Annotated in this window: 15 protein-coding genes; 10 read left to right on the forward strand and 5 right to left on the reverse strand. The window is 41.3% G+C overall.

Features of this window, described 5'->3' with window-relative positions:
* Window positions 1-76: 76 nt before the first annotated feature.
* The 7 genes from rfbB to ACLVWP_RS08555 are packed head-to-tail and all read left to right on the forward strand — an operon-like array spanning window position 77 to window position 6,968.
* On the forward strand, window positions 77-1,141 hold the full coding sequence (rfbB, locus tag ACLVWP_RS08525; protein WP_413561325.1) for a dTDP-glucose 4,6-dehydratase: 1,065 nt from the start codon (window positions 77-79) through the stop codon (window positions 1,139-1,141).
* On the forward strand, window positions 1,141-2,013 hold the full coding sequence (gene rfbA / locus ACLVWP_RS08530; protein ID WP_413561326.1) for a glucose-1-phosphate thymidylyltransferase RfbA: 873 nt from the start codon (window positions 1,141-1,143) through the stop codon (window positions 2,011-2,013). The genes rfbB and rfbA overlap by 1 nt, the downstream gene beginning before the upstream one ends.
* A gap of 2 nt (window positions 2,014-2,015) precedes the next feature.
* Window positions 2,016-2,561 (forward strand): dTDP-4-dehydrorhamnose 3,5-epimerase, encoded by a 546-nt coding sequence (gene rfbC / locus ACLVWP_RS08535; RefSeq protein ID WP_413561328.1) that lies wholly within the window; start codon window positions 2,016-2,018, stop codon window positions 2,559-2,561.
* Window positions 2,558-3,460 carry a dTDP-4-dehydrorhamnose reductase gene (gene rfbD / locus ACLVWP_RS08540; RefSeq protein WP_413561329.1) on the forward strand — a complete coding sequence of 301 codons (903 nt, stop codon included), beginning with the start codon at window positions 2,558-2,560 and terminating at the stop codon, window positions 3,458-3,460. Before rfbC ends, rfbD begins: the two co-directional genes overlap by 4 nt.
* A complete protein-coding gene (locus ACLVWP_RS08545; protein WP_413561330.1) occupies window positions 3,460-5,427 on the forward strand; it encodes an acyltransferase family protein in 1,968 nt (655 codons plus the stop codon). The genes rfbD and ACLVWP_RS08545 overlap by 1 nt, the downstream gene beginning before the upstream one ends.
* Window positions 5,428-5,457: 30 nt before the next feature.
* Complete coding sequence (locus ACLVWP_RS08550) at window positions 5,458-5,859, forward strand: sugar 3,4-ketoisomerase (RefSeq protein ID WP_413561331.1); 402 nt, start codon at window positions 5,458-5,460, stop codon at window positions 5,857-5,859.
* Window positions 5,860-5,870: 11 nt separating this feature from the next.
* Window positions 5,871-6,968 carry a DegT/DnrJ/EryC1/StrS family aminotransferase gene (locus tag ACLVWP_RS08555; RefSeq protein ID WP_413561332.1) on the forward strand — a complete coding sequence of 366 codons (1,098 nt, stop codon included), beginning with the start codon at window positions 5,871-5,873 and terminating at the stop codon, window positions 6,966-6,968.
* Window positions 6,969-7,000: 32 nt separating this feature from the next.
* On the opposite strand, the gene ACLVWP_RS08560 is transcribed toward ACLVWP_RS08555, so the two are convergent.
* The 4 genes from ACLVWP_RS08560 to ACLVWP_RS08575 are packed head-to-tail and all read right to left on the reverse strand — an operon-like array spanning window position 7,001 to window position 9,898.
* Window positions 7,001-7,408: a VOC family protein gene (locus tag ACLVWP_RS08560; protein WP_413561333.1), complete on the reverse strand. Its 408-nt coding sequence runs from the start codon at window positions 7,406-7,408 to the stop codon at window positions 7,001-7,003.
* Window positions 7,405-7,977: a GNAT family N-acetyltransferase gene (locus tag ACLVWP_RS08565; protein ID WP_413561335.1), complete on the reverse strand. Its 573-nt coding sequence runs from the start codon at window positions 7,975-7,977 to the stop codon at window positions 7,405-7,407. The genes ACLVWP_RS08560 and ACLVWP_RS08565 overlap by 4 nt, the downstream gene beginning before the upstream one ends.
* The gene (locus ACLVWP_RS08570) at window positions 7,967-8,197 is read right to left on the reverse strand and encodes an acyl carrier protein (RefSeq protein ID WP_413561337.1); all 231 of its coding nucleotides are present in this window, start codon (window positions 8,195-8,197) and stop codon (window positions 7,967-7,969) included. The genes ACLVWP_RS08565 and ACLVWP_RS08570 overlap by 11 nt, the downstream gene beginning before the upstream one ends.
* A 3-nt stretch (window positions 8,198-8,200) precedes the next feature.
* Window positions 8,201-9,898, reverse strand: coding sequence for an HAD-IIIC family phosphatase (locus ACLVWP_RS08575; protein ID WP_413561338.1), 1,698 nt, complete (start codon window positions 9,896-9,898; stop codon window positions 8,201-8,203).
* Window positions 9,899-9,952: 54 nt separating this feature from the next.
* On the opposite strand from ACLVWP_RS08575, the gene ACLVWP_RS08580 reads away from it, so the two are divergent.
* Complete coding sequence (locus ACLVWP_RS08580) at window positions 9,953-10,843, forward strand: N-acetylglucosaminyltransferase (RefSeq protein WP_413561339.1); 891 nt, start codon at window positions 9,953-9,955, stop codon at window positions 10,841-10,843.
* Window positions 10,844-10,856: 13 nt separating this feature from the next.
* On the opposite strand, the gene ACLVWP_RS08585 is transcribed toward ACLVWP_RS08580, so the two are convergent.
* Window positions 10,857-11,375 (reverse strand): methyltransferase domain-containing protein, encoded by a 519-nt coding sequence (locus tag ACLVWP_RS08585; RefSeq protein WP_413561341.1) that lies wholly within the window; start codon window positions 11,373-11,375, stop codon window positions 10,857-10,859.
* A 248-nt stretch (window positions 11,376-11,623) separates the two neighbouring features.
* Between ACLVWP_RS08585 and ACLVWP_RS08590 the strand changes: the two genes are divergently transcribed.
* A complete protein-coding gene (locus tag ACLVWP_RS08590) occupies window positions 11,624-12,637 on the forward strand; it encodes a glycosyltransferase (protein ID WP_413561342.1) in 1,014 nt (337 codons plus the stop codon).
* 154 nt (window positions 12,638-12,791) lie between these two features.
* On the forward strand, window positions 12,792-14,057 hold the full coding sequence (locus ACLVWP_RS08595; protein WP_413561343.1) for a hypothetical protein: 1,266 nt from the start codon (window positions 12,792-12,794) through the stop codon (window positions 14,055-14,057).
* The last annotated feature ends 5 nt before the right edge of the window (window positions 14,058-14,062 follow it).

Here is a 14,062-nt window from a genome sequence, read left to right on the forward strand (position 1 = left end):
GCGTTGCTTTCCGTACCGTTGGATATTCGAATGTTCTAAGGTACATTTTGAACTTTGCTAAATCGAGGGTATTGCAATGATTTTTGTGACAGGCGGGGCTGGTTTTATTGGTTCTAACTTTATCCTAAATTGGATTAAGAAGCACAATGAACCGGTTTTGAATATTGATAAGCTGACTTATGCTGGCAATCTGGAAAATTTAAAATCGGTTGAAAACAATCCGAACTATCTTTTCGCAAAGACGGATCTTTTGGATCTCGCGGGTTTAGAAAAATTGGTTAATGAGCACAAGCCGCGTGCGATTTTAAATTTTGCAGCGGAAAGCCATGTCGATCGTTCCATTCATGGTCCGGGTGATTTCATTCAAACGAATATCGTTGGAACATTTAACTTACTGCAAGTGACTAAGGATTATTGGTCACAGTTACCTGATGTGGAAAAAAAATCATTCAGATTCTTACACGTTTCTACGGATGAGGTTTACGGAAGCCTTGAGCTGAACGATGCACCATTTAGTGAAACGACTCCTTATGCTCCAAACAGTCCTTATTCGGCATCGAAGGCGTCTAGCGATCATTTGGTACGTGCATATCATCATACCTATGGTCTTCCTACTGTAACGACAAACTGCTCGAATAACTACGGTCCATATCAATTTCCTGAAAAACTAATTCCGTTGGTCATACACAATGCTTTAAAAGGTAAGGATCTTCCTATTTATGGCGATGGCTCCAACATTCGTGATTGGCTTTATGTTGTCGATCACTGCGATGCGATTGAGTTAGCTCTGGAAAAAGGCCGCCTAGGGGAAACTTACAACGTCGGTGGTTGGAATGAGAAAAAGAATATCGAAGTTGTGGATACTATTTGTACGACTTTAGATAAGCTCCGCCCGCGTGCTGATGGCAAAAGTTACTTAACTCAAAAAGTATTTGTTAAAGATCGTCCGGGGCATGACAAGCGTTATGCAATTGATGCAACGAAGATCGAAAAAGAGTTGGGCTGGAAACCAGCTGAAAACTTTGAAACAGGTTTGGCGAAGACTATTAAGTGGTACCTGGATAACGAGACTTGGGTTGGAAATATTGTTTCAGGCAATTATCGCGAATGGCTGGATAAAAATTATGGAGGACGTCGCTAATGAAAGGCATCATCTTGGCGGGTGGTTCGGGGACTCGCTTGTATCCTGCAACGACCGTAGTAAGTAAGCAACTTCTACCGATATACGATAAACCAATGATTTATTATCCTTTGACGACTTTGATGCTCGCGGGGATTAAAGATATTCTGGTGATTTCTACGCCAATGGACACGCCACGCTTTGAGCAGCTACTCGGAGATGGGTCTCAATGGGGAATAAGTATTTCTTATGCCGTACAGCCATCTCCAGATGGACTGGCTCAAGCTTTTGTTATCGGTGAAAAGTTTATTGCGGGTTCAGAGTGTGCTCTCGTCTTGGGTGACAATATTTTCTATGGTCAGGGGTTTAGTAAAATGTTGAAAGAAGCTGCGGCCCTTAAAGAAGGTGCCAGCGTCTTTGCTTACAAAGTCCAAGATCCTGAACGCTATGGAGTCGTCGAGTTTGATGCTCAAGGTAAAGCGAAAACAATTGAAGAGAAACCAGCTCAGCCGCGCTCGAATTTCGCAGTGACGGGACTTTACTTTTACGACAATAAAGTTGTGGAGTATGCAAAGTCCTTAAAGCCATCTAAACGAGGCGAGTTGGAAATCACGGATCTCAATCGTATTTATTTGGAGAAAGGCAATTTGAACGTTCATACCATGGGACGCGGATTTGCTTGGTTAGATACGGGAACCCATGAGAGCTTGTTGGAAGCGAGTATGTTTATTCAAACAATTGAACATCGCCAGGGCGTTAAAGTAGCCTCACCTGAAGAAGTGGCCTATCGTATGGGACATATTTCCAAACAGCAACTGGTCAAATTGGCAGAGCCATTAAAAAAGAATCGTTACGGTCAGTACTTACTTCAAATTGCTGAGGAAGGGCTGTAGTCGTGAAGCTTGTCGAAACTCCATTAAAGGATTGCTATATCGTCGAACCCTCCGTGTTTGGTGATTCTCGCGGCTTCTTTATGGAAACTTTTAATCAAAAAAAGTTCAATGAGCTTACGGGTTCGAACTACCAGTTTGTGCAGGATAATCACTCACGCTCCTCAAAAGGTGTACTTCGTGGTCTTCATTACCAAATAAAAAATGCTCAAGGTAAGCTAGTTCGCGTGACCTCGGGTAAGGTTCTTGATGTTGCCGTTGATCTTAGAAAGTCATCATCGACATATGGAAAATCATTTTCAATGATTCTCGATGCTGATGATAAAAAGTCGCTGTGGATTCCTCCGGGATTTGCGCATGGTTTCCTGGTACTGTCTGATACCACAGATTTTCTATATAAAACGACAGATTATTACTCTCCTGAATTTGAACGCACTATCTTGTGGAATGACCCAGCTTTAAATATTGATTGGGGCATTTCTGCTGAGCCATTGCTTTCTTTGAAAGATAAGAACGGAGTGCTGTTTAACGAGGCCGAGACATATTCATGAAAATTCTGATATTCGGTCAAACTGGTCAGGTGGGTTCGGAGTTGGTGCAAGCATGCTCTTCTCTGGGACAGATTTATGCCCCCGACAGTAAGATGGTTAGTTTTCTGGATGAAACATCCATAGTTAATTGCATAAAAGAGTATAAGCCTACTTATATAATCAATGCGGCAGCTTACACAGCGGTCGATAAGGCTGAAAATCTTGAAGAATCTGCTATCGCTATGCAGATCAATGGAAATGCTGTTGGGGTTATAGCCGAAGAGGCGAAAAAGATGAGTGCAAAATTCATCCACTATTCTACCGACTATGTTTTTGATGGTCGGAAATTCGGCCCATACGATGAATCCGATACTCCGTCGCCCTTGAACTCCTATGGCAGAAGCAAGCTAAAGGGAGAAGAGTTCATTGCCCAAATCGGCGGTGAGTCGGCGATACTCCGAGTGTCTTGGGTTTATGGAAATAGCGGACAAAACTTCTTTAAAACAATGCTGCGTCTTGGACAACAAAGGTCGGAACTAAAAATTGTTAGTGATCAGGTTGGGGCTCCGACATGGTCTCGAGATATCGCTACGGCCACAGCTCAATTGGCTCGCAAAAGTGTCCAATCAAAGTTGCAAGGAGTTTATCACCTGTCGCCGACTGGTAAGGCTTCTTGGTATGATTTTGCAGTGGAGATTTTCAAGAATTATCGTCAGTCAAACTGTCAGCCAGATTTGCTGGTTTCGACGGTGCTTCCAATTTCAACAGCGGAGTATCCGCTCCCGGCGGTACGTCCTAAGAATTCTCAGCTCGATAGTTCCAAGATAGCAAAGGACTTTGGCATTATTCTTCCAAGCTGGGATGAGTCTTTAAAAGCTGTATTCAAAGACTATGCGTCTCACGTAAAGGACCATAGATAATGGTTAAGAAGTATCGGGCAGATATTGATGGTCTACGGGCCATCTCGATTTTGGCGGTATTGGTTTATCATGCCTTTCCGTTACTATTACCCGGTGGCTTCATTGGTGTAGATGTTTTTTTTGTTATTTCTGGTTTCTTAATTACCAATATCCTGTTGTCTGAGTTTCAAGAAAATCGCTTCTCAGTATTGGAATTCTATAAAAGAAGAATTCGCCGAATTTTTCCGGCTCTTGTCGTGGTTTTATTCTTTGTATTGGTGCTGGGAAAGATCGTATTGCGTTCGCAGGAAATCGAGGCTTTGCGCGGTCAGATCGTTGCCGCCTGTTTGTTTGCATCTAACTTCTTATTTTGGAAGGAAGCGGGATACTTCGATAGCGCTTCGGATCTTAAGCCGTTGCTCCATCTTTGGTCGTTGGGAGTCGAGGAACAATTCTATTTTGTGTGGCCTCTGCTTATATTAGTGTCTCTCAAATATCGAAAGTATTTTTTATTGTTGGGAACAGTGATCGTGTCGCTTATTTTGAGTGCTGCATTCACGCATTCTCACTCGTCGGCGGCCTTTTATCTATTACCATTCAGATTCTGGGAGATGGGCATCGGGGGATTGTTAGCGGGGATCCATTTGTTTCCAAAGCTAAAAGGTCTTTCCGATAAAGCGCTCAAATTTCCAAATTTGCTTTCAGGCTTGGGACTTATCGGATTGTGTGTTGGTCTGATGCTATGCCGTAAAGGCAGTGTTTTCCCCGGCGTTATAGCTCTGGTTCCGGTACTGGCAAGTGTCTTTATAATTATGGCGGAGCGATCTTACGTAAATCGCGTTATCCTTTCGGCCTCTCCGTTGGTTGTTTTGGGTTTAATTAGCTATCCACTTTATTTATGGCATTGGCCTTTGCTTGCTCTTGGAAGAACTGTCGTCGGTAAAGAAATCGGGCCAGGTTATCGATTTGTACTTTGTCTGTTAAGTGTAGTTTTGGCTTATTTAACTTATAAGCTCATTGAGTTACCTCTAAGACGATATCGAGATGGCAAGACTGCTTTGGCAGTTCAGACGGGGGCTTTTGTTTTAGCTGGTGTTGCCGCTTTTGCGTTCTTAAAAGAGGACAAGAGCACCGCACATATGTTTGCAGATTTAAATCCTTCGATCACGTATGCAGAATTTAGCTGTCCTGGGGAGCTAAAAGAGGCAGGTCTTAATTATTGCCGTAAGAAAGGCCGGGCGGAAACTATTTTGATCGGAGATAGCCATGCAGAGCACTATTTCTATGGTTTGGATAGTGTTGCAAAAAATGGGGTGATGTTGGCAGGAAATAGCTCTTGTCCTGCAGTTCTAGGTATTTCTGTTGAAGGTGATCAGCCGAAGTGTCGAGAAAAGTACGAAGTAATTTCCCATTATATCGGTACCAATCCGGATATTAAAAGAGTTGTGATTTCTAATTTTTCCGGACATTTCCAAGATAAGAACTTTGCAGCAGATCATATTCTAAATCATACAGGTCCTGCTGAGATGAAGATTAATGGATATACTGATCTCGAGAATAAATACACGGCATATGTTCTTGGCCTAAAACAGATGATTCACAGAACGCTCTCGCAAGGTAAGCAAGTTTTTCTTTTTGCTGATATTCCGGAGTTAGACTTTATTCCTGCGGATTGTATCCCTGGAAGTCAGGCGAGAGTCTTCATGAAGGAGCTTTTAGGGGTTCCTAAGTTCGCTAATAAGAATTGCGCGATCCCCTCTGATTTAGTGAAGCAGAGACTTGCACGCTATAATCAGATGTTGAGTGATATTAGAGCTTCGTATCCTGAGGTTGTCATTGTGAATCCCACTGAATATATGTGTTCGGATAAAAGCTGTATGGCGATGAATGAGGCGGGATTGTTGTACCGAGACTCTCATCATCTATCTTTGACGGGAAGTAAATGGCTTCTACGTAAGGTCGTTGAAGATAAGAAATTTGATTTTTAAAACTGATTTTAATAATAGGAAGAAATAAACGTGCAACCAACTATCGTCGATTTAGTAAAGCGTGGAGATCACCGGGGCTCTTTAATTGCTCTCGAATCGGGTCTGAATGTTCCCTTTGAAATAAAGAGAGTTTATTATATTTTTGGAACGTCTCCGGACGTGCGACGTGGGTTCCATGCACATAAAAATCTTAAGCAAATTGCGGTGGCCGTGAGTGGGTCATGCAAAATGCAGCTGGATGATGGAAGTTCTAAGGTTGTTGTCGATCTGTCTGGTCCTGAGAAAGGCCTTGTTATTGAGGGACATATTTGGCGCGAGATGTTTGATTTCTCTCCAGACTGCGTGCTTTTGGTTTTGGCCGACCAGCTTTATGATGAGAGCGATTATATTCGTAATTACGAAGATTTTTTAAAATATATTAAGACAAGATAGAGTGAGATTATATGCAAGTACCATTTCTTGATTTAAGTGCTACCTACAAAGAGTTAAAATCAGAACTTGATGAAGTTTACTTTAGAGTAATGACTAAAGGTCACTATATCATGGGTGATGAGCTTTCTCGGTTTGAATCAGAATTTGCAAAGTATTGTGGAGCGAAATACTGCGTAGGTGTATCAAATGGTCTTGATGCCCTTGTTTTGTTGCTAAAGGCATATGGCATTCAGCCTGGCGATGAAGTTATCGTGCCTTCTAATACGTTTATCGCAACTTGGCTGGCGGTATCGTCAGTGGGAGCGATCCCTGTCTCTGTCGCCCCTAAGGCCGATTCATTTAATATTGATCCTGCGAAGATTTCTGCTGCTATTACTCCAAAGACAAAAGCGGTAATGCCTGTTCATCTTTACGGAATTCCTTGCGATATGGATGAGATCAATAAAATAGCAAAGCAGTACTCGCTCGTAGTTATCGAAGATGCTGCTCAGGCTCAGGGAGCCAATTACAAAGGCAAGTACGCAGGTAATTTAGGCGATGCTGCGGCTTTCAGCTTTTATCCGGGGAAGAATCTAGGTGCCTACGGTGATGCAGGTTCAATTACCACTAATGATCCGGTGATTTATGAAAAGGTATTAGCTCTTAGAAATTACGGTTCTGTAGAAAAGTACGTACATAAAGTTCAGGGCCACAATTTCAGATTGGATGAATTACAAGCGGGATTTTTGCGAGTTCGTTTGGCTCATTTGAGTGCTTGGAACAAAAAACGAGAAGATATTGCAAAAAAATATACGGAGTCATTTAAAGGATTGGAGGTAAAGGTTCCTGTTCTAGCGGCAGATGTTCATTCTTCATGGCACCTGTTTGTTGTGCAAACAAACAGAAGAGAAGAATTGAGAAGTTTTCTTCAGCAAAAGGGTATTACAACGCTGATTCACTATCCGATTCCGCCAGCAAAGCAAGAGGCCTATGCCGATAAAGAGTCTTTTATCGAAACTGAGAGTTATGATTCCAGTCAATTGCTGTCTTTGCCAATCGGGCCGCAGATGAGTGCAGAGATGGTGGCAGCTGTAATTGCAGGAGTAAAATCTTTTTACAATAAGATCTAGTAAGAACCCGCAAATCAGGAAATCATAGAAACCTAGGTTTCTATGATTTCGACGATGTCTCTATTTTTCAACATAAAAAAAGCGATCCTTTTTCCATTGAAAGCTACTGACGGTGCCGGTGGCGAGAGCAGGATTGCACGCAGGTTCTTCAGAAAAATCATGGCCTCATCAAAGTTATTTACCGTAAAACCATGATGATACATTTTGATCTTCTTGTTAATAAATCCGTTAATTGGAGAGTCCTCTGATAGAGGTGCTAGAAGCTCCAGGCGATAGTCTCCAAGTCGTAAAAAAACACCTTTAATTTTCTGAATCGGATCTGTGAAGAAATCTCCATCTTTTGTAAAGCCGAGTGCCGTATAGGACTCGAGATCCTTTTCGATCGTGGAGGTCGCATATCCAATGTGGTGGAATTTCCCTAGCGAAGACATTTCATTCATAGGAATCTCTCTGATAATTTCGCAAACTTTTCTAACACTTGCATTGTCTTAGGAAGTGATTGCGGAGTCGAATGGTGGATCGCATAGATTTCGTGTTCTTTTTCGATATTTAAAAACTTCAAGTCTTGATGCTGTATACGTGGGGCAAGAACTTTGTCGTGAAAAGCGACAACTTTTTCATTTTGTGTCATTGTACGACTGTAAAGGTGTTCTAAGTGTAAAATGTTAAATGCGATATCAAAAACTAGCAAAGCCGAAATCGGTGCTGCGACCGAGTCTTCTTTGATAATCCAGCGACCCCATTCGGCAGCTTTGATTTCTTTATTCACGTCATAAATCCCAATGGTACCTATCGGGCGATCTTTGTGTTCAACGATAAAATAGAAGTCGTCTTCTTTTTTTAGATAAGAACTAATCCAGTTTCTTTGATTTTCAACGTTGGCGCTGGTCGCATGTATAAAACGTGCGTTTCGTGAGTCCGTGCGAAGTTCAACAATGAACTCGGCATCGTCCATGGTTACCGGACGCAAACGAACATTTCCTCGTTGAGCAGTGATATTATGAGCCATGAGAAGATAGGATGCTTTCTATCGCCGTAGCCGACTTGATTTTTGGAACATCTTCTTCACTAAATCTTACGTCAAATTCTTCTTCCAACAAGACAACAATTTCGATCTGCTTTAATGAATCCCACTCTGAAAAATTCTCAGCAGTGATATCTTCAAATTTAACGTTATCAAGTTTTACTTCTAGAGCGGTGCTAAGGCATTTTGTGATTTTGTCGCGCATATTCTATCCTTCAAGATTCAATTTAAATTCAACAGCTGGAATGAGTTTATCAAGTTTCGCCAGGGCTTCGGCAATTGGAATCTCCTCGTTGGCCTTAAACCCAAGGGAGTTAAACCAAGTTAAAGCCGGCTCGTTTCTCTCTCCTTTTGTAACTTTGAAGAAGAGATGTTCAGCACTTCCTTGCATCTGCGTGAGGAATGTCTTCAGAGCAATATGCTCGACAAAACGTCCTAGAGCACGGCAGCTAAGTAAAATCTCTTCGAGAATCAAAGTTCTGCTATTAACAGAATAAATGAACCCTCCGATATTTCCGCTATCAGAGTATTTATCCTTTAGAGAGATTGAAAGGTAGCCACCACCTTGATTTTTGATGCTGTTAAGTTCTTCAGCCGTGGTTCTTTTGAGCGAAAGATTGAATTGATTTGTTTTTCTAGCGAGCTCTACCATTCTTTCAAAGTCGTGAGCTTTGTTGGAGTGAATGGAAATATTCATTTCGAGACTTGTTAGATAACTCGCGCTATCTGCGAAATTTACCGAGGCTTCTTTGCGAGCGATGTTGGCCTTAATGTCCTGGCTGCGCTTGTCTCGAGCTTTATCTTCTTGGATTTGGTAAACTCCTGGATAGTAAGATAAGACTTCCGTGGTTTTTTTAAAGTCGAGTGGATTAACCTGAATGATATTGAGGTCTGGAAATGTTTCCTTAACCTCCAAAACTTCTTTGGGATTATCATCAAGAAACAAGACATACTTTTCAGAGAAATTAAACGTGTCGATAATCTCAGAAATATTCTTAGCTTTTGAGTTCCAGTTGGCAGCAATAATTGTGAAGTCTTCTTTTTTTAGAGGTAAGGAGTTCTTATACCTTTCGAACATTGCGAAGACATCGCGTTCGTCGTTTTTAGAACTTATAGCGATAAGCTTGCCATCTTTTTTGAGCTGCTCAATCATCTTCCATAGAACTTGATGTTCCGGCTTGAACTTAATTCCTTCTAACCCATCCTCTCCTAGGATTCCCTCATACATCGTATTATCCAAATCCAAAATAACTGCGCGGATGGGATCTTTAAAAATAGATCCGAAAAGCTGTAGTCCTAGATGCTGAGAGACCTTAATTTCTGCTTTAGCAGAAAATGGTAGGTTGAATTCTTTGTCGTTTCTTGAGTCGTACCATTCCGTCAAAGACAGCAAATCATCTAGGTCCGCTATGACTAAATCGTTAGTTTCTTTTGCTAAAGCGATGAGCTCAGCATTCAATGTCCTGAAATGATTGATCGGGTTCGATGGAAGGCCGCTAAGAATCGTCTGAGACGAGGACTTGGTTGGCCAATTGTTAACCACAATTGGACCATTGTGATGCAGACGAATTCTTTGGATCAAATGTGATAAGTAGGTGTGTGCTGAAGCATCTTTACCCAAAAGTCTCCAGTCGATCCATACGACAACACATTTAACTTTATCAGCTAAAACCTGGTCAAGATCTGCAAACGCCATATCATAGGCGCTGTATTTAGCCGTTAGATCTACGCCCAAAGAACTTAAAATCTTTTTTGTAAGATTAAATACGCCATCGAACGGACAAGTTCTTAAAATAGCAACGGCGTTTTCTTTTGTCTTTGAGGCGGCAGGAGTCGCAAGTATATCGCTACGGCGTACATTCGGTGACGTCAATGAATAGACGGCATTCCAAGGGTAAGTATTCATACGGACAAAATACTGATTTAATCTAGAAAAAACAAAGAGCTAATCAGACTCGATGTGTCGGCATCCGCACTTTTTTCGCATTGCATTTTGAGGGGGCGAAGATTAGCTTCTTTAGCCATGATTTACGATTGTTTTGCATTTTTTAATGAGCTCGATCTTTTGGAAATTCGTCTTAATACGTTGGATTCGGTTGTAGATCGATTTGTAATCGTTGAGGCAACGCGTACGTTTCAAAAAAAGCCGAAAGAACTTTATTTTGAGCAGAATAAGGAACGATTTAAGCCTTTCTTGCACAAGATTGAGCATATTATCGTGGATGAGTACCCGGGTTTTTTTGCTAAGTTCCGTGTTCCTAAAACTTGGGACTATGATGACCATCAAAAAGAGCAGATCCTGCGTGGTCTCAAGAACTGTAAAGCCGACGACGTGATTATTGTTTCCGATGTCGACGAGATTCCTCGTCCTGAGTTGGTAAAGCGATATGCCTCGACTCCGGGAATAAAAGTCTTTGAGCAAAAGCTGTTTTATTACTACCTAAATTGTTTCGTTAAAAAGTATCCAGAACCAATACCAGTTAAAGATGGGTATATGCCATGGTATGGGACAGTGATGTTGAATTATTCTGATATCAAGACGATTAAAAAAACGCGTTTATATCGTGAAAATCGTGTTAGCTCGGGTAACATTACGGTGGTGCCGAATGGTGGCTGGCACTTTAGCTATTTGGGTGGAGTTAAAAAAGTGATCGAAAAGATCGAGGCTTATGCGCACAAAGAGCACAATAAAGACGAGTTCAAAGATCCTGCTGTCGTAGAGGCAATACTGCGTAAAGGCGGTAGTCTTTATGGGCAGGATATCGAGTCGGAATTCGTGAATATCGACAAGAGCTTCCCGATTTACATTCAAGAAAATCAAGAAAAATTAACAGAATTGATTCTCAAATAACCCATTTATTGGGTTATTTGATGACCTTCAAACGAGTGTGAATATTTCTTGCTGGAAAAATAAACGCATAATGCTTTTCGTAAGACTCTTGGCCAAGAACTTTTGCCAGTAGGCGAGGAATGAGGCTTCTTAGGGACTGATTGAATTCGATTCTGCTTTCAATAAGCTCGAATTCACCTACGACAAAGCTGAGGTATTCGCCTTTAAGAAGACGTCGATACCAGCCACTCGAAAAATGCCATAGGTGAGTGGGATCATTCCAAGAATCAATCCAAGAAAAATGAGGTGTTTCTATGATAACTTCTGCGTTGTTCGCTGAAATTCGGTGAATCTCTTTTAAGAAGTTCTGCGTATCCTTAACGTGCTCAATAATGTGACTGGCTTTGATCTCGAGGAAATGGCTTTCTGGTAGTGGCCAATTCGCGGAGTTTAAGTCAAAGACTTGATCTACACCCGGAAACGGATATTGGTCGACGCCGTAATACTGTGAGGATTTATTGGGACCACACCCGATATCAATTTTTTTCAGCATGTTTTCATATGCGCATAGTTTCTAAGAGTAGTACAATAAATGTTTATTATAACTCAGAGGGCTGTAGGATGTTTTTGACAGGAAGCTTAGGATAGTTTGATACTCCTAACTTCTAAGATGAAAGTTAATTAAAAATGGCCACACGGAAACATATCATTTTTCTTACTGAGCATCTCTCGTTCGGGGGAGCTGAAGTTGTATTGATAACCTACCTTCAATCCATAGATCTCTCTCAGTATAAAGTGTCTTTGATCGTACGTGATGATCTGGGGAGTGCCAATTTTTTAAAAGCGGATATTCCGGCAGGAATTGACGTTCATTATTTGTTCGCTCCAGGCGAGGCCAATGTTAAGCGCTATGGATTCCGCGGTGATCTTCTTAATCGACTAAACAGTATTTTAGATAAGATATCTCCTTACCATTTGATAGTGGATTTTTCGCCGGTTCTTGAAAAAGTAATGCCTCGTTTGAAAGACAAGAATATCGTTCTTTGGATGCATGGCGACAAGTCCCACATGGGCTTTTGCGAGCGCATGAAGTATCTCTTTAGAATTCGCCATTACAAGAGCATTGTTTTGTTGTGTCCTGAAATGGAAGCTCAGTTTTATGAGATATTTCCTTCTCTCAAAAACAAGTTTAAAGTTATTCCGAACCCATTTGATTTTAAAAAAATTCACGACAGGGCAGATGATCTTTCAGAATTCAATGAATTTGAAAAGGATCTAATCCAAAAACCCTATGTGGTTTCTGTTGCTAGGTTTGTTCCTGGAAAAGACATTAAATCTATTATCGAGGCCGGGCGAATCAACAAAAGTCGCGGAATACATTATCGACATTACATCGTGGGTGATGGCGAGCAACGTAATGCCATACAGGCGATAATTAAGAGCAACGATGTGCAAGATATGTTTGTCTTGTTGGGGGCAAAAAAGAATCCATATCCGTGGATTAAAAACGCTCAGTTTTTCGTGCATTCGGCAATTCGTGAAGGCTTCGGCTTGGTTATTGTTGAGGCCATGTCTCTAGGTAGACCTGTTATTGCAACAAGATGCCCAGTAGGTCCCAAAGATATCTTGGATGGTGGTGCATATGGCCAGATGTTTGATGTAAAGGATCATGTAGTTCTGGCTGATTTGATTGCGAAGTATTTGGAGAACTCTTCAGAGCGCAGTAAGTATGCAAAGCTTTCTCTAGAGCGCTCAACAGTGTACTCAAGGGAAGCCATCGTTCCTAAGTTGTACGATCTATTTGAAAGTTTTTAGTTTTCATTACAGTCCATTCCTATTTTCGACGAGCCGCCCAAAGACATCTCATTACTTGAAACTCAAGGCCCCCAAATATAGGGTATCTATCTGAAGTTACAAGGAGAAATGTCTTGGCTCAAACCATTGTTTTTGTTGTTAGATTGGTGTGGTAATGAGCACGGCCACGCTTAAGAAACTGAGTCAAAAGTTCTCATTAAATGCAGGCACGGTTATCTGCGTATTTTTTATTTCTCTTTTCTTTGTGCAATACATAGCTCCTTATTTCTGGGCGACGATAGACTCAAAATTGAAAAGCTACGAGAATTTGTTGATTCTAACCTCGGGGCTCGCTTTCTTGGGGTGGTTGATAGCATTATTTGCTGTTCGCCGAGGGTATATTCCCACCGGTAAGATATTTGTTTTCCGTGTGCCGAAGGTTGTTGATCAGCTTTTGGAAGTTTGTGCTTGGATGCTGTTTATATATTCTGCCCTGGCATTGAGTGGAAAATCGATCATGGACGCGCCCTTGTTCGTGGCCTTGAGTGGAAATTCTCCGGATAAGATTTTTCAGTCGCGCGTGAGTTTCGATCTTGCTAGGACGGGCACTGATTTAATCTATGTTTACATTCAAAATTTTCTTTCAATAATAATTATTCCATTTTACGTCTTAAGAGATGCGCACAAAAATACTAAATATTTTTGGTTTAAATTACTTATTGTCATCGTCATCCTGTCTTTCCCTCTCGCCAAATCCAATGGTTTGAAAGTATTTTTACCTCTTCTTTCGTATTTTTTCTTTACCTTTAGATTTAAGCGTTTTTTTGCAATGCTTGGAATTGCAATCATGCATCTTCTCTTGATGTATTTTTTGTTTTTTGGGGCGCAGAGAAGTGAGTTCTTAGATTTTAACCCACCGGATACTTCTACCTCGAATTTTCTCATCGGCTCTAAAGGTGTCGCAGGGATGTTGAATCGAATTCTCTGGATTCCTTACATTACTGGTGTGAAGTGGTTTGAGTATTCGGAGGTGGAGAATCTACCGGCTCACAAACCAGTCGTATCCAATCGCTCATTGGCGTTATTAATTCATGGAGAATATCGACAGATTGAGAAGCAAGTCTTCAGTTTTCAATTTGGCCTGCCGCCGGATATGTTGATTGGTTTTGCCAATACGACCTATTTTGTTGATTCGTATGTGAAATACTCGATGGCATCCTTTTTCTTTGTTATATTCGCCTTGCCGTTGTTCTTGGTGTTCTGCGCGCAGAGGATCGCTCTGCCTTATGTTCATTTGCTCAGTTATTTCCTGTTATTTTTGACGGCGAACAGTGCTTTTAGTTTTTTTATTCTAGGCGGCTGGATATTTTTAATACTAGCCAGTGTCGACGTCAGTTACGGGAAGTTCTCGTTAAAATTTGGTATGTCTAAAAAGAAATAGGTGGA

The organism is Bdellovibrio sp. HCB209 (assembly GCF_047306065.1).
GTDB lineage: Bacteria > Bdellovibrionota > Bdellovibrionia > Bdellovibrionales > Bdellovibrionaceae > Bdellovibrio.

Bases quoted from the DNA above. Each gene is read 5' to 3' on its own strand.
- ACLVWP_RS08595 (WP_413561343.1), top strand. From the start codon at position 12,792: ATGAGCACGGCCACGCTTAAGAAACTGAGTCAAAAGTTCTCATTAAAT.
- ACLVWP_RS08585 (WP_413561341.1), bottom strand. From the start codon at position 11,375: ATGCTGAAAAAAATTGATATCGGGTGTGGTCCCAATAAATCCTCACAG.
- ACLVWP_RS08560 (WP_413561333.1), bottom strand. From the start codon at position 7,408: ATGAATGAAATGTCTTCGCTAGGGAAATTCCACCACATTGGATATGCG.
- ACLVWP_RS08565 (WP_413561335.1), bottom strand. From the start codon at position 7,977: ATGGCTCATAATATCACTGCTCAACGAGGAAATGTTCGTTTGCGTCCG.
- rfbD (WP_413561329.1), top strand. From the start codon at position 2,558: ATGAAAATTCTGATATTCGGTCAAACTGGTCAGGTGGGTTCGGAGTTG.
- ACLVWP_RS08545 (WP_413561330.1), top strand. From the start codon at position 3,460: ATGGTTAAGAAGTATCGGGCAGATATTGATGGTCTACGGGCCATCTCG.
- ACLVWP_RS08555 (WP_413561332.1), top strand. From the start codon at position 5,871: ATGCAAGTACCATTTCTTGATTTAAGTGCTACCTACAAAGAGTTAAAA.
- ACLVWP_RS08570 (WP_413561337.1), bottom strand. From the start codon at position 8,197: ATGCGCGACAAAATCACAAAATGCCTTAGCACCGCTCTAGAAGTAAAA.
- ACLVWP_RS08575 (WP_413561338.1), bottom strand. From the start codon at position 9,898: ATGAATACTTACCCTTGGAATGCCGTCTATTCATTGACGTCACCGAAT.
- rfbB (WP_413561325.1), top strand. From the start codon at position 77: ATGATTTTTGTGACAGGCGGGGCTGGTTTTATTGGTTCTAACTTTATC.
- rfbA (WP_413561326.1), top strand. From the start codon at position 1,141: ATGAAAGGCATCATCTTGGCGGGTGGTTCGGGGACTCGCTTGTATCCT.